Annotated in this window: 19 protein-coding genes; 14 read left to right on the top strand and 5 right to left on the bottom strand. The window is 70.0% G+C overall.

All coding sequences use genetic code 11. From position 1 onward, the window contains the following. Positions 1 to 83: 83 nt before the first annotated feature. Positions 84 to 224, bottom strand: a complete 141-nt coding sequence (locus tag FXO23_RS10875) for a hypothetical protein (RefSeq protein WP_158883528.1) — start codon at positions 222 to 224, stop codon at positions 84 to 86. Positions 225 to 644: 420 nt separating this feature from the next. Between FXO23_RS10875 and FXO23_RS10870 the strand changes: the two genes are divergently transcribed. After that, the gene (locus FXO23_RS10870) at positions 645 to 1,013 is read left to right on the top strand and encodes a hypothetical protein (protein WP_158883526.1); all 369 of its coding nucleotides are present in this window, start codon (positions 645 to 647) and stop codon (positions 1,011 to 1,013) included. 35 nt (positions 1,014 to 1,048) lie between these two features. On the opposite strand, the gene FXO23_RS10865 is transcribed toward FXO23_RS10870, so the two are convergent. The 3 genes from FXO23_RS10865 to FXO23_RS10855 all read right to left on the bottom strand — a co-directional run bounded on the left by FXO23_RS10865 (position 1,049) and on the right by FXO23_RS10855 (position 2,303). After that, complete coding sequence (locus tag FXO23_RS10865; protein ID WP_158883524.1) at positions 1,049 to 1,303, bottom strand: hypothetical protein; 255 nt, start codon at positions 1,301 to 1,303, stop codon at positions 1,049 to 1,051. A gap of 162 nt (positions 1,304 to 1,465) precedes the next feature. Continuing rightward, complete coding sequence (locus FXO23_RS10860; protein ID WP_158883522.1) at positions 1,466 to 1,846, bottom strand: STAS domain-containing protein; 381 nt, start codon at positions 1,844 to 1,846, stop codon at positions 1,466 to 1,468. A gap of 121 nt (positions 1,847 to 1,967) precedes the next feature. Further along, on the bottom strand, positions 1,968 to 2,303 hold the full coding sequence (locus FXO23_RS10855) for a WGxxGxxG family protein (protein ID WP_158883520.1): 336 nt from the start codon (positions 2,301 to 2,303) through the stop codon (positions 1,968 to 1,970). A 378-nt stretch (positions 2,304 to 2,681) separates the two neighbouring features. On the opposite strand from FXO23_RS10855, the gene FXO23_RS10850 reads away from it, so the two are divergent. The 3 genes from FXO23_RS10850 (at position 2,682) to FXO23_RS10840 (ending at position 5,809) form a co-directional block, all read left to right on the top strand. Next, entirely contained in the window at positions 2,682 to 3,692 is a 1,011-nt protein-coding gene (locus tag FXO23_RS10850) for a thiopeptide-type bacteriocin biosynthesis protein (protein WP_158883518.1), read from the top strand. 44 nt (positions 3,693 to 3,736) lie between these two features. After that, entirely contained in the window at positions 3,737 to 4,909 is a 1,173-nt protein-coding gene (locus tag FXO23_RS10845; protein ID WP_246257118.1) for a lanthionine synthetase LanC family protein, read from the top strand. A gap of 219 nt (positions 4,910 to 5,128) precedes the next feature. Beyond that, positions 5,129 to 5,809 (top strand): ScbR family autoregulator-binding transcription factor, encoded by a 681-nt coding sequence (locus tag FXO23_RS10840; protein ID WP_158883514.1) that lies wholly within the window; start codon positions 5,129 to 5,131, stop codon positions 5,807 to 5,809. Here the strand turns inward: FXO23_RS10840 and FXO23_RS10835 are convergent. Next, positions 5,728 to 6,726 carry a ScbA/BarX family gamma-butyrolactone biosynthesis protein gene (locus FXO23_RS10835; protein ID WP_281356507.1) on the bottom strand — a complete coding sequence of 333 codons (999 nt, stop codon included), beginning with the start codon at positions 6,724 to 6,726 and terminating at the stop codon, positions 5,728 to 5,730. The two genes, FXO23_RS10840 and FXO23_RS10835, sit on opposite strands and share 82 nt — an antisense overlap. A gap of 306 nt (positions 6,727 to 7,032) precedes the next feature. Between FXO23_RS10835 and FXO23_RS10830 the strand changes: the two genes are divergently transcribed. The 10 genes from FXO23_RS10830 to FXO23_RS10785 all read left to right on the top strand — a co-directional run bounded on the left by FXO23_RS10830 (position 7,033) and on the right by FXO23_RS10785 (position 17,686). Beyond that, positions 7,033 to 7,431 carry a hypothetical protein gene (locus FXO23_RS10830; protein ID WP_158883510.1) on the top strand — a complete coding sequence of 133 codons (399 nt, stop codon included), beginning with the start codon at positions 7,033 to 7,035 and terminating at the stop codon, positions 7,429 to 7,431. A gap of 219 nt (positions 7,432 to 7,650) precedes the next feature. Beyond that, positions 7,651 to 8,493, top strand: coding sequence for a hypothetical protein (locus tag FXO23_RS10825; RefSeq protein ID WP_246257117.1), 843 nt, complete (start codon positions 7,651 to 7,653; stop codon positions 8,491 to 8,493). Between the two features lie 36 nt (positions 8,494 to 8,529). After that, positions 8,530 to 9,513: a polysaccharide deacetylase family protein gene (locus tag FXO23_RS10820; protein ID WP_158883508.1), complete on the top strand. Its 984-nt coding sequence runs from the start codon at positions 8,530 to 8,532 to the stop codon at positions 9,511 to 9,513. Between the two features lie 47 nt (positions 9,514 to 9,560). Continuing rightward, complete coding sequence (locus tag FXO23_RS10815; RefSeq protein WP_158883506.1) at positions 9,561 to 10,742, top strand: O-antigen ligase family protein; 1,182 nt, start codon at positions 9,561 to 9,563, stop codon at positions 10,740 to 10,742. Beyond that, positions 10,717 to 11,796 (top strand): glycosyltransferase, encoded by a 1,080-nt coding sequence (locus FXO23_RS10810; RefSeq protein WP_158883504.1) that lies wholly within the window; start codon positions 10,717 to 10,719, stop codon positions 11,794 to 11,796. The genes FXO23_RS10815 and FXO23_RS10810 overlap by 26 nt, the downstream gene beginning before the upstream one ends. Beyond that, positions 11,793 to 12,695, top strand: coding sequence for a hypothetical protein (locus FXO23_RS10805; protein ID WP_246257116.1), 903 nt, complete (start codon positions 11,793 to 11,795; stop codon positions 12,693 to 12,695). Before FXO23_RS10810 ends, FXO23_RS10805 begins: the two co-directional genes overlap by 4 nt. Then, positions 12,692 to 13,987, top strand: coding sequence for a glycosyltransferase family 87 protein (locus FXO23_RS10800; protein WP_158883502.1), 1,296 nt, complete (start codon positions 12,692 to 12,694; stop codon positions 13,985 to 13,987). The genes FXO23_RS10805 and FXO23_RS10800 overlap by 4 nt, the downstream gene beginning before the upstream one ends. Further along, positions 13,984 to 15,462, top strand: a complete 1,479-nt coding sequence (locus FXO23_RS10795) for an oligosaccharide flippase family protein (protein WP_158883500.1) — start codon at positions 13,984 to 13,986, stop codon at positions 15,460 to 15,462. The genes FXO23_RS10800 and FXO23_RS10795 overlap by 4 nt, the downstream gene beginning before the upstream one ends. Continuing rightward, complete coding sequence (locus tag FXO23_RS10790; RefSeq protein WP_158883498.1) at positions 15,459 to 16,568, top strand: glycosyltransferase; 1,110 nt, start codon at positions 15,459 to 15,461, stop codon at positions 16,566 to 16,568. The genes FXO23_RS10795 and FXO23_RS10790 overlap by 4 nt, the downstream gene beginning before the upstream one ends. Further along, entirely contained in the window at positions 16,565 to 17,686 is a 1,122-nt protein-coding gene (locus FXO23_RS10785; RefSeq protein ID WP_158883496.1) for a glycosyltransferase family 4 protein, read from the top strand. Before FXO23_RS10790 ends, FXO23_RS10785 begins: the two co-directional genes overlap by 4 nt. The last annotated feature ends 4 nt before the right edge of the window (positions 17,687 to 17,690 follow it).

The raw sequence follows: 17,690 nt of genomic DNA, 5'->3' as shown, positions 1-17,690 counted from the left end.
CCCGCGGTGTGTTCGTGGTGTTGTCCTTCCGCGCAAGAAGATGGCGGATGCATCGGGAGCACCCGCCAAATCCATGATGTGCGTCAGAAGCACACCTGTCCGCCAAGGCTGGCATTGGCGACACTCCCGCACGGGGAAAGCGCACCCTGCCCTTCGTCTTCACAGGTCCGTTTCAATTCCTCCAGGAAAGCTCCACGTGCCGGATGCCCGGTCTCGGTTGTCATGTCGGCCTCCTCGCTGCGACGGCCCGGGTCAACGTCGGAAATGCGTTTCCCGAAAGAGAAGTGGAGCAGACAGGAGGTGGTGAACTCCGGTGGCTGACCCGATCGTGCGGCCGCGATTACGCGCGAGTAATAGTGAGGAACAGTCATGATCGCCTGCGAAGGGCGGTTTTCCGTCCCGCGTTCGCCGACGAGGAGGCGTCCGGTGCTCCCACTCGTCCAGGTGCCCGCGCGTGTGCCGGCGCGCCGGTTCACACCAGCTCATCGCGTTCGCGGGGCGCGTTCCCCTGAACCGGTGAACCCCACCGCCGTGGCCGACGAGAAAGCGAACACGAAGTGCGGAATCGGCACTGCCGCTGCCGGATCCGGCGTCACCATGACGCGACAAAGCCTACCCTCCAACAAGAGTTGAAAGACGGTCGGGTGAACGATCATTCCAACGGCGCGAATTCCGCCGTCGCGGTCCTGACGGTGCTGACTCAGCTACGCATCCTGGTGCCCGCGGTCACCGTCGCTCCTGAGCACGCTGCGATCAGAGCAATGCTCGCCGGGCTCGAAGTCACCGTCGCGCGCGCCGGCCCGGCCCTGGCCGACACCGCGCCCAGGGCGCTCACCGCCATCCGGCGCGGCCTCGCATACGCGAAGGCCAGTCAGCACAACGAAACGGTCTCCGAGTTCGCCGACGCGCATGGCCAGCTTCTCCGCTTTCTGCGCCGGTACCGTCCCGGTCACGGCATGTTCCTGGCGCGTGGACCGGGCAGCCGGGCGGCGCTCGGCCCGGGCACGGCGTAGCGCGTGCCCGCTGGTTCGTGCCCGGGCTGACCGAACTACCAGACGAAACCGTGTTGAAGTGCCCCTGTTATCGAGTTGACGGCTTCGCCTCGGGAAGGATAGGGACCGAAGCGGTCGGTTTCCGGGCAGTCGTACTCCCGTTCAACGGTTCTGTGGCCGAGGCAGTAGTACCATCGCGGGGGCTTCGCGGCCGCTCTTCGCTTGATGACCACCGCATCCCGGTGCGCTTCCGCCACCGGAATCCTGATCGTGCGGGGGAGTTCGGCCGACAAGACGAGGTTCTCTTCCATGCTGGCTCCTTCTCTTGATCAATTGGTGTGCAAGAGAATTTGAGCAAGGAATGTGCTGGTGATGCTCAGTGTTGGCTCGACCGAGTGAACGCGAGTACGGGCAGGTAACCCGGCGGCCAGCTGTTGACCGGGGGATCTTGCCCGGCGGAGAGCGAAGGTTCGTCAGCGGGACAGGGCTTCGTCCAGATTCGGGTAGACGGCCAATTCGGTGCCGAGCCCGGTGATTTCCAACGGCCGCCAGGTGGCACGGCTCGGGGCGACGATGCGCAGCTGCGTCCGCGGCGTGACCCGGAGGTGGGAGCCGAACAGCACTTCGAGGCCTACCGAGCCCAGAAAGGTCACCTCGGACAGGTCCACGACGAGGATCTCCGGATGCGCGTGCTGGGCGCGGATGAGCGCTTCTTCCAGTTCCGGCGCGGTCACCAGGTCGACTTCTCCGGCCACCCGCAGGACGATCGCGGCACCACACCGTTGCGCGGCCACCGCGAACACTTCGGTGGGCCGCTCGGCTGGTTCACCGACGCCAGGCTGCCAAGTTGTCACATCGATCATGGTAATTCGGGGACACGGCTCGGAACCCCACCAGAAGCACCATCGGGTGTTCTTCCTGGTGTGGTGACCCGCGTCCGGCCTCTGTTACCCGCGCCGGCCGTGTGCTGCTATCTCACCTTTCCGTTCCCGGGGGACGGGTCGACGGCCGGGCGGGAGGGTAGGTGTTGACCGGTGGCTCCGCGGCCGGATAGCCGCTCATCGCGGCGTCGCCCTTCGGCTGCGACCTCCGGGGCAGCAAGCCCAGCAGGCCGAGCAACCCCACCAGACCGAGCAGTCCCCACAGTCCGTTGTCGTTGTCGTGTTCGGCGTGCGTGTTCCGGTCGTCGTCTTGTTGCCCGGCAAAAGGATTGCTCGGCTGAGGCGCCGCGTCGGCGGCGATGGACGGAGTCAGGGCGAGCAGGGCGCCGCAACCGATTCCGGCGAGTCGTTTTCGGGTCGTTGTCCGCATGTCCGTGCTCCGTTCGTTTTCGTCCTTACCGGGCCGGTGGCAGGTCGAGGAGGAGGTACCCCGTGTCTCCGATTTCAAGCGGCCGTAGTGCGAATTGTGGAAGTTTCCGAGGCTTCGGTGTACTTCGTGTGGGTGCTCCCGGGGTGCCGACGAGCGCGGTGCGCTCCCTCCACGATTCGCGGACAAGCCGCAGGTGGATGTGTTCGAGGCGGCGCACGCCCTGGTCCGGCCCGCGGTCGCTCCGCCGTCCGGCCGGCCCACCTCATCGGGTAAATCACTCGCGATAGCTGTTTTCCTCCGGTTCGGAAATGAAATCCTTGGGGCAGACTTGTCGTTCAGTTCCCACATCGCGATGGAACTCCTGAAGCGGAGAAAAGCATGCCCAGCCCCAGTTCCGTGCCGGAGTGCGCCAGCGCGGTCTCGCTGGCGGAGTTCCTTTACGGCTGCGCCGGCACGCTCTTGGGCGACGGTGGCGTGGGCGGGCTCGACGAGGCTCAGCGAACATTCCTGAACGCGGGTGTCGCGGCGTTGCTGGCCCGGGACGGCGAATGGGTGCAGGCAGACCTGGCGATGACGGAACTCGAAGCCCCGCTCGTGTATCCGCGGATCCGGGGTCTCGTGTGCGAATGGCTCGACCAAGGTGATGTTTCCGAGTTCTTCTTCATGCACAAGCCGCCCGGTCTGCGGATCCGGTTCGCCCCGGCCTCCGGGCGCGCCGACTGGGTGCGCGGCGAATTCCAGCGTCGTGCCGGGGAATGGGGCGACGCGGGATTGACCCGGGGTGTGCGGTCGGCTGTTTACGAGCCCGAATCGCAACTGTTCGGCGGTCCTGGCTCGATGCGACACGTGCATCGGCTCTTCACCGTGGATTCCTTGGCCTGGCTGGAGTACCACGGCAAACCGAGCGCGGTGCCCGCATGGGTGCTGTCCCTGTTGATGTTGCGCACGGTGTTCGAGGGGCTGCAGCTCTTCGGCTGGGAATGTCAGGATGTCTGGGCCCGGGTGGGCGCTGCGGGAAAGCGCCTGTGCCCCGGCGACGAGCCGTCCGGCTCCGAAGCGGTTCGCGCTCGGATCCGGCAGACGTGGGAGCGGCCGGACCTGTCGCGGGGCGCGCTGGTGGAGGATGTCCGCCGCTTGGTCGATCGGCACGCGGAGCAGGCGCGCCCCCTGCTGGGCAGGTGGCGAGCGGAGTACTTCGACGATGAGCGGGCCCGTCTCGGTCCGCGCCAGGCGGCCGCGTACTACACGGTGTTCCACTGGAATCGCGGGGCCCTGGGCATCCCCCGGCAGGCGTTGATCGCCGAATCGCTCGCGGAGGTCGAGGGTTATGCCGCGTTCGGAGCTGACCGTCCGCCGTGGCGGAAGCAGGGCAAGCGGGATCGGCGATGACGTGCCCGGCCTCACCTGCTTGGTTCCGCGAATCATCGCGGGGTGTGCTGGCCGCCGCCAGGCGGGTGCTCTCCGCTTGGACGACGCGCGGGGCCCGAAGCGCGGTCGCACCCGATCCGGGGCCGGCGGTGCTCTCGGTGCTGGTCGCCGAGGCGCCGGGTGCGAGCGTCTCGGACCACCGGACGAGCCACGACGCGATACATGCCTGGCTCCGTGGAACGGGCCGCGGCACGCGCGGGGTCGCGCTCTTCGGAGGCCTGGCCGGTGTCCTTGCCGGGCAGCGGCTGATCTCCGATCTGTATCCGTCGGTGGCGCCGGCGGCCGAACGAACCGCGGCGCGCCTGTCCCGCGCGACCGCGCACCGCCGGTGGCGTGCCTCCGACGTGGGCTTCGACGATTACGATCTGCTCAGCGGGCCGGCCGGTCTTCTGCTGGCGCACCTGGTGGGGAACGTGCCGCCGCGGCCAGGCGAGCTCGCGCCGTGCGTGAGCCGGCTGGCCGAACTGGGTTCGGACGCCGATCTCACCGGGTTCCGCATCGGCGCCCAGGAACACCCGTTGGGGGGCTGGACGCGAGGCGGAATCGTCACCGGCCTCGCCCACGGTGTCGCAGGTGCGCTCGCCGCGCTGAGTGCGGCGCCCCGGGGCGATCGGGTGACCGTGCGGGCCATCCGGAACATGGCCTGCTGGCTGGTCGCGCAGCGCCGCCAGGACGACCGCGGGGTCGCCTGGTGGCCCCGCCAGGTGCGCGCATGGGACGAGCCCCGGCGCGGCGAGCCACGTCATCATGGCTGGTGCCGTGGAAGTCCGGGGATAAGCTGGGCCCTGTGGGCGGCGGGACGCGCCCTGCGCTGGACCGATCCAGCGGAGAGCCGATCACTGTGCGAGATCGGGCTGAGTTCGTTCCGAACCGTGTGTGCCGTCTACGAGGAAGCCGGGCAACTCGGCGAAACCTCACTCAGCGACCGCTTGGCCATCTGCCACGGTGCGGCGGGGGTCCTGCTCGTCGCCGACGCTTTCGCCCGGCACGCGGCGCTGGCTCCGGCCGCGGCACTGCGCTCGGAGTTGGCCGGGTTGCTCCGGAATCGGCTCGGTGACATCGCCGAGCTGGGCGAGTCGGACGCCACGCTGCTCACCGGAGCGACCGGTGTGCTCGCGGGCCTGCTGACCGCCGGTGGGGCCGGGCGGAGTTGGCTGCGTTGCACCGGTTTGTACTGACACCGAAGGCCAGGTCGGCGGCCCTCGTCCACGCCGAGAGGAAGGATATAAGATAGTAGCCGACCCCGGTTTGGGTTGCTGGTTTATGAAAACGTTGCCAGCGAACCCGTTCGAGTGAATCGCTTGGGATTGTCAATGGGTTAGCCGTGGTGGATTGGCGGGTGACCGTCGCGGCGCGTACTGTTTTGGCAGAAATTCCTGGGCATGAGAGAGTCGGTAATGGCGAAGCAGATTCGTGCGGAGATTACTAGGGAGGCGATCCTGAGAGCGTCCGCGAAGCTATTCGACCGGCACGGTTACCGGGGCGCCAGCCTGAACGACGTGCTGAAGCTCGCGGGCGTGACCAAAGGCGCGCTCTACTTCCACTTCTCTTCGAAGGAGGAGCTTGCGCGCGCGGTGATCTCCTACCAACATCTGTGGGCCGTGGGTGTGGCGAACGAGGAGCTGGAGGAGGGGCAGACCGGGCTGGAGGCGGTCATCCGGCTTTCGCAGAGCCTCGCCCTGCAGCTGATGCACGATCCCATGGTGCGGGCGGGAATCAGGTTGACCCTGGAACACGGGACTTTCGGCGAATCCACCTCGGAGCCTTATGAAGGTTGGATTGCCGTGACCGAACGTCTCCTGGTGCATGCGAGCGAATCCGGCGAGCTCGATGGCGCGGTTCGGCCGGCGGTGGTTGCGCGCTTTGTGGTCGGCGCGTTCACCGGAGTGCAGATTCTGTCTCAAGTCATGACTGGCCGGAACGACCTTTGGGAAAGAATTCGGGAAATGTGGGAAATGCTGCTCCCCACGCTGGTTCCGGAACGGAAACTGCCGCACTACCGCCAGTTCGTCAGGATGGGCGCCACGGGCGAGGTGAAGACACCGACGCCCCGGCGGCCGGAGCAACTGGAGCCCTGACCGGCCACGACCAGGGTGCCCTCCGCGGCGCACTGGCCGCCTTGGACCACGCTGATGTCCAGCGTGACGGTCTCGCCGTCGGCGCGCTTCATCAGCGCGCTGATTTCACTGCGCAGGTCGAGCTCGAGAAACCGGTGGAATTCGAACTTGGCGGCGATCGGCTGGGCTTCCGGCCGATCCAGCAGAACCCGTGTGGCCTGCCGTATCGACTCCAGCACCAGCATCCCCGGGACGTGATCCAGCGGATGCTCGAAATGGACCGGATGGCCCATCGGCACTCGCATCGGCACGGTGGCCGGGCCTGATCGCTCCCCGATGGCCACGTCGCCGTAGTCGGTCAAGCCGACCCGCCAAGGTTTGACCGGGGATGCGGCGGTCGTGGTCTCGGCGTCCTGCGTGGCGCGGGCGCGGATGCGTTCGTACAGTGCCGGGGCGACACACCGAACCCCGCCGACACCCCGGGCGAGGTGCTGTCCTGACCGGGAGAATTCGTAGTCGTAGGACACCTGGGTCAGCAGACGGGTGCGGCGGGGTGGTGCCGCGTGGACACGCACGACCACCTCTGCCGGTTCTCCGACGTCGGCCAGTTGACACGGATCCGCGTCGAAGCCGATCCGGTCCATCAGGAACCGGGCTCCCTCGGGCACCCCGTAGGCCGTGTGGCACAGCAAAATCCCTGCTTGACGCAAGGTTTCGGCGATCAGCAGCGGATCATGCCCGCCATCACGGGTGCGGAAGACGCGGTGACCGCGCGGCCATTGGGCGGCGCACTCGAAGTGGTTCGGACCGAGTACGCGCCAATCCATGATCAAGACCTCCGCCACGCTGCGACGGTGGACCAGGTGGGCGGGGACCGTGGAAGTGAAAGCCAACGGGGAGTGGCCCGGGGACCCGGATTGGCTTCGATCGCAAGTCACAGCTCTACCTCTCGTCAGGAGCGGGGGTAGGTCGCCAAACCGACCGAGCGGTTTCCGGCCTCGGGGAAAGTGCCCGTCCCCGCTCCTTGGTTTGTGCCCTTCCGTGGGTGGAGTAGCTGAAGTCGAATACCCGAGAGGGCGACGGTGACACCTCCAGAGATGCACTCATTAGTGTGGTTCCAGACAGAAAACGGGGCGGTCGGTATGTTTCGAGGTACAGTGATGCCGCCATAGGCAAGCCTCGTTGGGTTGACGTGAAAGAACTTCAATTCTCGCGAAACTGTGGACCCCCGGAGGAGAGCAGCATTGGACACCTTGACCATCTACGCACCCGGAATTCCTTTCGACTGGCGAGTCACGCCGGTTACCGGCGATCGATTGATCCATCCAGCGGATCAGCCCAACGAGATCGGGCGGATCGTGCTGCGCTGGGGCCCGGTTTGGGTGCCGCAGACCAAGACGGCGAGTGATTACTTCGCCAAACGTAGGAGAGAAGGCGAGGACATCTTCGGTACCGATGCGGAGGTGGCCGGCTGGCTGATGCTGCGTCCGGAGTCGGGCTCGCTCGCCGACATGGTCCGTTCCGGAGACATCGACGTGGCCACCGCGCTCAGCGCCGAGGCCGAGGTGTGGCCGGAAGGGAAACTCGGTCCGGCCGCCCGCACCCAGCGCGTTCCGGGCGGAGAGTCCATGGCTCGTCACTGACAATCGAGACGCCCTTCGGGTCGTACCCGATGAATCGTTAGCCTCCCGCCCCGATTGCACCCGATTGTGATTTCCCGGCTCGACAACTCTCGACGTCGACAGCGTTCCGCCGCATTGTGCGTTCGTTCGAATGGGATCGGACTGCTTGGCTTGTAAGGTTTTTCGAGACGCACCAAGTCGCGTTCGGCCCATTCCCACAAACGATGCGGAAGGATCTCTGTGTCCGGCTACCTCGAACTCGCGGCGTCCATGACGTTGTACGGCCTCGGGATCGTCGCGCAGAGTGCGGCCGCCTGCCGGGTCGGTGAAAGATCGCGGTCACGAATCGGTTTTCTCTCCCGGCTGCTCGCGGACAAGGTTTACCTTTTCGGCTTCACCAGCCAGATCGGAGCCTTCGGGCTGGCGTTCCTGGCCAGGGCCTCGTTGCCGCTGTACCTGGTGCAGGCCGGTTCGTGCGCCGCGATCGGGGTGGGCGCTCTGCTCGGAGCACTGGTGCTGCGCTGGCGAATCCGCCCCGCCGAACTCGCCGCGTTGGCGATCATCGCCGCGGGCCTGGTGCTGCTGGCCGGAGCGTCCACGGTCTCGGTGGCCCGGGACATTCCCCCGGGCTTCGCCGTCGCGCTGTTCGGGACGGTCGCGGCCGGTGCGGTGGTGCTGATACCGGTCAGCCGGGTGAACGCCGGACTCGCTTCCGCCGTGCTGGCCGGTGTCGCGTTCGGAGTGGTCGCCGTGGTCAGCCGGACACTCGCCGACGAGCCGTTGGCGGGGCTGCTGTTCTCCCCGTTGACCTGGTTGATGGTGCTGGCGGCGGTCGTCGGGCAGAGCGGTCTCGCGCTGGCTTTGAAATCAGGCCCGGCCACCTCCGTCGTCGCGTCGATGGACGCGACCAGCGTGGTGCTCGCGTCCGTGGCCGGAATGACCGTTCTCGGGGATCAGATCGTGCCGGGGCGGCAATGGTCAGTCGCGTCCGGACTGTCGCTGGTTCTGGCCGGTGTCCTCGTCCTCGGTTCGTGCCGGCAGACGCCGGTGGTCGACGGAGTGAGAGCGCATGGCACCGCCTGACCAGCAGTGGCAAGCCGGAATCGGTAGGAGCTCAGGATGACGACGACCTCGAGGGCGAGCATTTCGCTCGATCTGGACAACTTGTGGGCGTATTTGCGAACCCACGGCGATTCCAGGTGGGAACGCCGGCCGAGTTTCCTGGCCGCGGCGGTGCCCCGGCTGATCGAGCTGTTCGGCGAGCATTCCTTGACCACGACCGTTTTCGCCGTGGGCGCCGACGTGGCCCGGGAGGACGGTGCGAAGGCCGTGGCGGCGTTCGCCGCGGAGGGCCACGAGGTGGGTAACCATTCCTACCTCCACGAGCCGTGGTTGCACCGGTTCTCCCGGCGCCGGTTGGAAGCGGAGGTGTGCCGTACCGAGGAGGCGATCGTCGCGGCGGGCGTGCCCAGGCCGGTCGGTTTCCGCGGTCCCGGATTCAGCGTCACCCGGCCGCTGCTCGAACTTCTCGACGAGCGCGGGTATTCCTACGACGCCAGCACCCTGCCGACCTGGATCGGCCCGCTCGCGCGGGCCTACCACAATCGCAAGCTTTCCCCCGCCGCGGAGCGGGGCACGGGACATGAGGAGTTGTTCGGCGGGTTTTCCCGGGTGCGTGCTCCGATCGGCGCGTACCGGTGGCGCATCGGCGACCGGGCGCGCCTGGTCGAGGTGCCGGTCACCACGATGCCGCTGCTGCGTCTTCCCTTCCACGGGACCTACCTCGTCCGGCTGTTCGAAGCTTCGCCCAGGCTGGCCCGGGCCTATTTCGCCACGGCGTTGCGGTTGTGCCGGATCCGCGGGGTGACGCCTTCGCTGCTGCTGCATCCGACCGATGTGCTCACCGGCGCCGAGATGCCGGGTATGGAGTTCTTCCCCGGTGCGGGGGTGCCGCGCGCTCGCAAGGCTGAACTGCTGGGCTGGGTGTTGAGCGCTATGCGGCGGCATTTCGAGGTCGTGAGCATCGGCACGCAGGTGGCCGGGTTGTGCTCGTCCGGATTGAACCGGGTGCGCGATGTGCGAGAGCTGGACCGCTGCGGATGATCGTCGGGGTGCGGTCCCGCGAGATGCCGATACGACCGGCAGTGCGGATGTGGTTGATCGCTTTCGCTTGCCTGACGGTGGTATGCGCGCCGGTTGAGGGATACCTGACCGAACTGCACGCCCAGTTGGCCAAGCTGCCGGCGCTGCTGCTGGTGGGTACCTGGGCCGTCGTCCGGCTGCGGCAGCGGCGGGCGCCGTCGGCGCATCCGGTGCACGCCGTGCTCCTGCTGCTCGGATCCGCGGTGCTGGCTTCGGCCGCCGTGCACGCGGGCGAGCCGTTCACCGTGGAGTACGCGGTGCGATGGCTCTCCTTCGTCGCCGTCGCCGTCGTCCTGGTCGACGTCGCGTCCCGCGAGGTGCCGCCGGTGGCGTTGTGCGCGGCTGCCGTCGGCGGCGCCGTGGCCGCCGGAACCGGTGCGCTGCACAGCCTGATCGCCGAGGAGCAGTCGCGGGCGGCGGGGCCGCTGGAGGATCCGAACGACCTCGCGTACGTCCTGGTGACCGCGTTGCCGTTGCTGGTCGCGATCGTCGCGAGCCGAACCGGACGCGGGTCGGTGCTGCTCGCCGGGGTCGCGGCCACCGTGGTGCTGGCGGGCATTCTCGCCACCTTTTCCCGTGGCGGAATGCTGGCCCTGCTCGCGGCCACCGGATGGCTGACCGTCCGCCGTGTCCTGCCGGCCCGGATCTTCACCGGCGCCGTCGCGCTCGTCGCCGGACTGACGCTGATCGCGGTGACCTTCGTGCCGGGCGAACTGGCCCGGGCGACGCAGGAGAAGGCCTACATAGCGCAGTCCAATGTGGATGCGCGGGAACTCCGCTGGCAGGCCGCCGCGCGGATGCTGGTGGAGAACCCGCTGTACGGCGTGGGACCGGGTGGCTTCCGGAGCGAGTACGTGGCCGCGTCCGATCTCGCCGAACTGGCCGAACAGCTCCCGGTGGCGCACAACATCTATCTCGAGACAGGAGCGGAACTCGGCATCCCCGGCCTGGTGCTGCTGCTGGGCCTGGCAGGCACCGCGCTGGTGGCGAGCGAACGCGCCCTGCGGCGGGGAGCGGACCGGCGGTTCGTGATCGCGGTGCAGGCCAGCCTGATCGCCGCACTGGTCGCCTCCTGCTTCCTGTCCGAGCAGCACTACCTGCCGTTGTGGTTCGCGGTCGCGCTCGCGTGCGCGATCGATCTGTTGAGTGGAAGGAAATGCGGGAATGCGCGTCCTGCACGTGATCAGTGAGATGGGGACGGGCGGAGCCGAAGCCCTGGTCCGGGAGATGGCCGTGCGAGGTGAGGACTTCGGCTGGCTGTCCGGAGTGGCCAGTGGCGGTGGCCGGCACGCCGAAGAGCTGGGCGGACAGGGAATTCCGATCTTCGGGGTCCCCGTCGCCCGGCGCCGCGCGGGTGGCCTGCTGCGTGCCGCCGCCTCGACGAGAACAGCGCTGCGCCGGTTCCAGCCGGATGCGGTGATCGCGCACAACGTGTCGGCGAGCGCGTCGGCGAAGATGGCGATGCTGCCCGGCCGCCGGGTACCGCTGCTGACCGTGTTCCACGGGGTGGCCGAGGCCGACTATCCCGACGCCGCCCGCATTCTCCACCGGACGTCCGATCAGGTGGTCGCGGTCGCGACGGCGATCGCCGACCGCCTGGCCGCGGCGGGGCTGACCAAGCCGGCCGTGATCCGCAACGCCGTCTCACCGGTCTGCCAGCCGAGCCTCCGGGGCCCGGCGCGCCAACTGCTCACCTTGTCGTCCCAGGATTCCGTGGCGCTGTGCGTGGCCCGGCTGGAACCGCAGAAACGGCACGACGTGCTGCTGGAGGCGTGGGCGAGGCTGGGTGGTCCGGCGGTCCTGCTGATCGCCGGGGACGGCAGCCTGCGGGGCGCGCTGGAGCGCCGCTGCGCGGACCTGGGCATCGAGGAACGGGTCCGATTTCTCGGGAACCGCAACGATGTGCCCGCCCTGCTCGCCGCGGCGGACGTGACCGTGCTGACCAGCGACTGGGAGGGCCTGCCGATCGCCGTCCTCGAATCGCTGGCCGCCGGGTGCCCGGTGGTCGCGACCGATGTGGACGGAGTCCGTGAGTTGCTGGCCGACGGTGGCGGTGTCCTGGTGCCGCCGCGGGACCCGGACGCCACGGCCGAGGCGCTGCGCGGCCTGCTGGCCGACCGGCGGGCCCGGAACATCGCCGCGGCAATGGGTTTGACGGCCATCCGGCGCAGGCACGACCCGAATGTGCTGATGCGGTCCTACGACGAGCTGCTGCGCTCCGAACTCGTCGGCGGGCGGCGGTGATCCGGCTCCACGCGGGAACCGTCCGGACGGTCGCGCTGACCGTCGCGGTCGCGGTGGCCGTGGGCACGGCCGTGCTCCTGGCGGTGGGGCTGCGCGACGTCGTCTACCAGGGCAGGGTCGGGCTGGTCGCGAGTCCGGTGACCAACGGGCCCGCCGCGGAAGCGCGGTACGGCGAAGTCGTGGCGCTCACGCTGCCCGCACTCGTCGAGCTCACGCGCAGCCCCTCGGTGCTGGGCGCGGCGGCGGCGTCGGTCCCGGACGCACCCGGGATCGACGAACTCGCGAAGGGCGTCGCGGTCGAACTCGTGCCCGCGTCGGGGCTCGCACGGCTTTCCGTGCGGGCGCCGAGCGAGCACAACGCGCGGATCCTGGCTTCGGCCATCGCCCGCGCGATGATCGACGCGGATCTGCTCGCACCGGTTGGGCGGCTGCGCCTGCTCGACGAGCGGGTCGAGATCTCCCGGGTGGCGCCCGATCCCTTGCTGGCGGCCGGTCTGGCGCTCGCGGCCGCCGTCACGACCGCCGTCGCGATCCTGGTGCTGCGCCGCACCGTGCCGTTCGGGCGGCGGGACGGCGAGGCCGTGCGCGACGCGCTGGTGGCCGCGGGCGCCCGCCGTTCGGTGCCGGTGCTGCGGGTGGACGATCCCGTGCTGACCGCTCGCCTCGCGATGCTCGGCGAGGCGACGGCCCGCCCGCTCCGGGTGCTCGCGGTGGACGAGGAACTGGCCGGCCCGGCGAAATCGCTGAGCGAGCGGCTCGGCGCCCAGCGGGCTTCGGATCGGCTGGCCGGCGCCGCGGTGGTCGCGATGACGCGCGGCGGGGGACGGCAGGACGGGCTCACCGCCGCGGTGGGGGTCCTGCCCGAGAACACCCTGCTGGCCGCGGTGGTGGTCGCATGACCCACCGGCGCCGGACGGGGTCCGCGTCGGCCCTGCTCACCGCGCTGGCGGCGGCGGTGGCCGCGGTGAGCGCTTGGCGTGCCCTCCGCCCCGCCTTCGAAGTACCGGCGCCCGGCCCGGGCAACCGTGCCGAAGAACGGCTGCAGGACTTCCGCGATGCGCTGTACTTCCCCATCCGGGAGTTCCTCGCGGGGGGCAATCCCTACGATCCCGCGGCGATGTTCGAGCACTGGCCGGTACGCCAGAGCTTCAACCTCTACCAGCCCTACCACCTGTACCTGCACCTGCCGTTCGCGCGGCCGGAGTACCGGCTGGGCGCGGTGACCTTCGTCCTGCTTTCGCTGGGATTGCTGGGGTTGCTCGGGCGACTGGCCGTTCATCGGATGCGCGAGTGGGCGCCGGTCCCGGTGGTGCTCGGGACGGTCGTGGCCGCCGCGCTGATGGTGAGCAGCCAGGTCGGCAAGGCCCAGTTGTACCTGGGACAGATCAATCCGCTGATCGCCGTCGCCGTCGCGGGAGTGCTGATACTGCGGCGCGATCGGCCCGGCTGGGCCACCGTGGCACTCGCGTTCGCCTGGCTGAAGCCGCAGTTCGGGTTTCCGCTCGCGGTGCTGTTGTGGTGCCAGGGATTCCGCCGGGTGGCGCTGGGCGGCACCCTGGCCGCGGCCGCGGCCAGCCTGCCGGTGGTCGTCTGGCTCGTGGTGGAAGGTGGTGGCATCGGCTCGTTCGCCCGGACGATCACCGCCAATCTGACCCATGCCCGCGGCACCGGCTACGGCGCGGTGGATTCGCCGACCGGTGAGCGGATCGACTTCGCCGCGGTGTTGTTCCGCTCCACCGGCTGGCTCGCCCCGGGCGCGGAGCTGGTCACGCTGGTCGCGGTGCTCGCGGTGACCGCGATCCTGGTCCGGCGGCTGAACCGGCTGGCCGACCCCGCGGCCGGTGCGGTGGCGGATCTGCTCGTCTGCGTGGCGGTGGTGGTCGCCGTGGTGCACCAGCCGGGTGACGTCCTCATCGCGGTGCCCGCGATGGCGGCGGCCGCGATGGCCTGGTGGCGGCGCCGGAACGGACCCGGTGGCCGGGCGCTGGGATTCGCCGTGCTGGCACTGGCCGTGCCCTTCCTGCACCTGCACCTGGTCGACCGCGTGCTCATTCCGGTGTTCGGCGAGCGAACGGCCGCCACCGTCGACGGCGTGGCCGTCGTCGCGTGCTGGTGCGCGCTCGTGGTGTCCGCGGCGGTGCTCACCCGGCGCCATGCGGTGGCCGTCCCGGTGCCGGGACGGCCGGGATGAGCGAACGGCTGGCGACCGCGGCCGTGCGCGGTTCGTTGTGGCTGGGTCTGATCAACCTGATCAGCAAGGGCAGCCAGGTGGTGGTCACCGTGGCGCTGGCGGCCTTCCTCACCGAAGGCGACCTCGGGCTGGTGACCTTCGTCGTTTCCCTGGTCAACATCGGGCAGGTCGTGCAGTCCATGGGGGTGTACGACCTGATCAGCCGGGCCGAAAGCGATCCCGGCCGCACCGCCGGGATCGTGCTGACGCTCAGCGTCGGCACGGCGCTCGTGCTCACCGGTGTTCTGCTGGTCACCGCGAGGCCGATCGCGGCCCTGCTCGGTTCCCCCGCCACGGCGGGACTGCTCCAGTTCGCCGCGCTCTGCCTGCCGTTCTCCGCGGTCGGGGGTGTCCAAATGGGACTGATGCACCGCGAGCTGAACTTCCGCCGCCGGCTGTTCCCCGACGCGGGCAGCGCGGTCCTCGGCGCCGTGGTGACGGTGGTGCTCGCGGTCTGCGGGGAAGGGCCGCGCGCACTCGTGTTCGGCCTGTTGTGCACCGCGATCGCCCAGCCGCTGTTCGCCTTCCTGGCGGGGGTGCGGGTCAGGCCGCGGTGGGATCGCGCCCGCGCGGGCGAGGCGTTGCGGTGGGTCGGCGTCGTCGGACCGGCCGCGATCGTGGCGGCGTTGCTGCTGAACGTGGGTTACCCGGTGATCGGGCACGTGCTCGGCCCGGAAGTCATGGGCAGCTACTCGCTGGCGTACCGGATCGCGTCCGTCCCCCTCCTGACGGTGGCGGTCGTGCTCGGCGCGGTCGCCTTCCCCGTCTACAGCAGACTGATCCGCAGTGGACGGTCCGCCGAACTGCCGGTGGCGGTCGGCCGTTTCACCTGGGCCACCTTGGTGGCGACCGGCGGCCTGTACCTGGTCGCCGCGGCGCTCGGCGACCGGGTGGTGCTGCTCGGCGAACGGTGGAGCACCGCCTCCGGCGTCCTCGTCGTGCTGTGCGCCCACGGGCTGGCGACCTGCCTGCTGCAGGGCTGGTACGAGGCGATCCGCGCGGCCGGGCGTCCGCGGTCGTACCTGGTCCTGCAGTGCCTGCACCTGCTGGTGCTGCTCGTCGCGCTGGCGTCGTTGACCCGGTTCGGGGTGCTGGCCGCGGCGGCGTCCCACGTCCTGGCGGTATGGCTGCTCCTCCCGGTCGCCTGGTTCGTGCTGATGCGGCTCGACCTCGCCCCCTCCGCGCGGGGGCTGGCGCGTCAGGTCACGGGTCTGCTCGTCGCCGCACTGGTCAGCGCCGTCCCGGTTCTCGTCCTCGACGGGCTCGGCTGCTTCGGCCCGCCGACGTCGGTTCTCGGTGCGCTGGCGGAGGCCGTGGTGCTGCTCACCGCCTACGCCGCGGCGACCGTACTCACCCAGCGGAAGGCCGTCCAGGAGCTGTGCGCGTTGCGCACGCGCCGCGGCCGGTCCGCACGACTCGTAGGAGGTCAACGGTGAAGATCGTGCACGTGACCCAGCCGGTGGACGCGGGGGTCGCGTCGGTCGTGCTGGACCTGGCCACCGATCAGCAGGCTCGCGGCTGGGACGTCGCCATCGCGTGCCCGCCGGCCGGTTGGCTGGTGGACCGCGCGCGCGAGGCGGAAGTCGAGGTGCACGCGTGGTCCGCCCGGCGCGAGCCCGGGGTGAGCTCGGTGGCGGAAACGTTCCGGCTGCGGCGCCTGCTCGATCGGCTCGATCCGGACGTCGTGCACCTGCACAGCTCGAAGGCCGGGCTCGCCGGGCGGTTAGCGCTTCGCGGCCGCCTTCCCACGCTCTTCCAGCCGCACCTCTGGTCGTTCGAATCGGCGCGCGGTCTCCTGCGCCTGGCCTGCCGTGGCTGGGAAAGGGCCGCCTCCCGGTGGACGCACCAGCTGATCTGCGTGAGTGACGACGAACTCGTCACCGGCCGTGCCGCGGCGGTGCACTCGCCCGCCGCGGTCGTCTGCAACGGCGTCGACACCGAACGCCTCCGCCCCGGCAGCCGGGTCCATGCCCGCCGACGACTCGGGCTGCACGAGTTCGCCCCCACCGCGGTGTGCGTGGGCAGGCTCGCCTGGCTCAAGGGCCAGGACCAGTTGCTGACGGCATGGCCGAGGGTGCTGGCCGCCGTGCCCAGCGCCCGGCTGGTGCTGGTCGGCGCCGGTCCGATGGGCCGGGCGTGGCGCGAGACCCATCCGATCGCCGGGGACGGATCCGTGCTCTGGCAGGGGCACGAACACCGCACGGCGGACTTCTACACCGCGGCCGACGTGGTGGTGCTGCCGTCCCGGGCCGAAGGCATGGCACTGGTGCCGCTGGAAGCCATGGCTTCCGGTCGGCCGGTCGTCGCGTTCGACGTCGGCGGCGTACGCCAGAGCTTGTGGGACGCGGGAGCGGTCGTGCCCGCCGGGGACATCGCCGCGCTGGCCGCGGGGATCGCGTCCCGGCTCGCCGACCCCGCACTCGCGATCAGCGAGGGCCTGCGCGCTCGCCGGCGGGCCGAAGAACTGTTCGACCGGTGCCGGATGGGCGAGCAGACCGCCGTGCTCGTCGAGAAGCTCGTCGACGACCGGAGCCGCGGATGACCCGGCGCCCGCGGATCGCCTATCTGCTCACCCAGGACCGGGGCGGCCCGGTGGACGTCACCGTTCGCCTGGCCGCGACGGTGAACGCCACCGGGGACGCCGAGGTCCGGGTGTTCGGCCCGCGTCCCGCCCGCGACCTCGACCGGCTGTCGGGAAACTTCGAGGAGATTTCCGTGCCGCGCAAGGGAGATCTCGCCGCTAGCGGGCGTGCCCGCATGCTCTTGCGCGCCTGGCGGCCCGACGTGGTGCACGCCCAGGACCGGCGGGCCGGGCTGATCAGCCTGCCCCTGTCCCGGTGCCGCCGGGAGCCGGTCGCGGTTGTGCAGACGTATCACGGAGTACCGGACGACGTCACCGAACCGTGGTTCCGCGGTAGTCGTGGCGCGCAGCCTCCTTCCCGCTACACCCGCGCGGTCTTGGCCGCCGACGCGGTGGTCGCCAGGAGGCTGCGCCGGACGGTGGTGCCCGCTTCCGCGATGGCGCGATTCCTGCGCGAGCGGTTGCGGGTTCCCACCGCCCGGTTGACGGTGATCGACAACTGCGTCGATCCGGTGCCCCTCCGTCCACCGGACCGGCCGGTGCGCCACCTGGTGTTCCTGGGTCTGCTGGTCGAGCGGAAAGGGCTGCTCACCCTGCTGCGCGCCCTGGCCATGCCCGGGGTCATGCCGCCGGACGCGCACCTCACCGTGCTGGGCGACGGTCCCCAGCGCGCCGGGGCGGAGGAATTGGCGAACCGGCCGCCCCTGGCCGGGCGGGTCGGCTTCCTCGGTTTCCGCGCCGATGTGCCGGACTGGCTCGCCCGGGCCGACGCGCTGGTGCTTCCGTCCACAATGGAGCAACAGCCGCTGGTCGTCGCCGAGGCGCTGACGGCGGGCAAACCGGTCGTGGCCACGGACACCGGTGGGGTCGCGGACATGCTGGCCCTGCCCGGTGCGGCGGGATACCTGGCCACCCCCGGCGACCCGTACCACTTGGCCGAGAAGCTGCGCGCGGTGTTCGCCGATCCGGAACCCGGGCGGGCCGGGCGCCGCTGCGCCGAGTTCGCCCGCGAACGATTCGGGGCCGAGACGTGCGCGCGGCGGCACCTGGAGTTGTACCGGACCCTGCTGGGGAACTGAGCGC

The organism is Amycolatopsis anabasis, from assembly GCF_009765355.1.
In the GTDB taxonomy this organism is placed as follows: Bacteria; Actinomycetota; Actinomycetes; order Mycobacteriales; family Pseudonocardiaceae; genus Amycolatopsis; species Amycolatopsis anabasis.
This window is presented reverse-complemented; position numbering and strand designations above follow the sequence as displayed.

Bases quoted from the DNA above. Each gene is read 5' to 3' on its own strand.
- FXO23_RS10815 (WP_158883506.1), top strand. From the start codon at position 9,561: ATGTGGTTGATCGCTTTCGCTTGCCTGACGGTGGTATGCGCGCCGGTT.
- FXO23_RS10785 (WP_158883496.1), top strand. From the start codon at position 16,565: ATGACCCGGCGCCCGCGGATCGCCTATCTGCTCACCCAGGACCGGGGC.
- FXO23_RS10820 (WP_158883508.1), top strand. From the start codon at position 8,530: ATGACGACGACCTCGAGGGCGAGCATTTCGCTCGATCTGGACAACTTG.
- FXO23_RS10865 (WP_158883524.1), bottom strand. From the start codon at position 1,303: ATGGAAGAGAACCTCGTCTTGTCGGCCGAACTCCCCCGCACGATCAGG.
- FXO23_RS10795 (WP_158883500.1), top strand. From the start codon at position 13,984: ATGAGCGAACGGCTGGCGACCGCGGCCGTGCGCGGTTCGTTGTGGCTG.
- FXO23_RS10855 (WP_158883520.1), bottom strand. From the start codon at position 2,303: ATGCGGACAACGACCCGAAAACGACTCGCCGGAATCGGTTGCGGCGCC.
- FXO23_RS10810 (WP_158883504.1), top strand. From the start codon at position 10,717: ATGCGCGTCCTGCACGTGATCAGTGAGATGGGGACGGGCGGAGCCGAA.
- FXO23_RS10850 (WP_158883518.1), top strand. From the start codon at position 2,682: ATGCCCAGCCCCAGTTCCGTGCCGGAGTGCGCCAGCGCGGTCTCGCTG.
- FXO23_RS10840 (WP_158883514.1), top strand. From the start codon at position 5,129: ATGGCGAAGCAGATTCGTGCGGAGATTACTAGGGAGGCGATCCTGAGA.
- FXO23_RS10800 (WP_158883502.1), top strand. From the start codon at position 12,692: ATGACCCACCGGCGCCGGACGGGGTCCGCGTCGGCCCTGCTCACCGCG.
- FXO23_RS10875 (WP_158883528.1), bottom strand. From the start codon at position 224: ATGACAACCGAGACCGGGCATCCGGCACGTGGAGCTTTCCTGGAGGAA.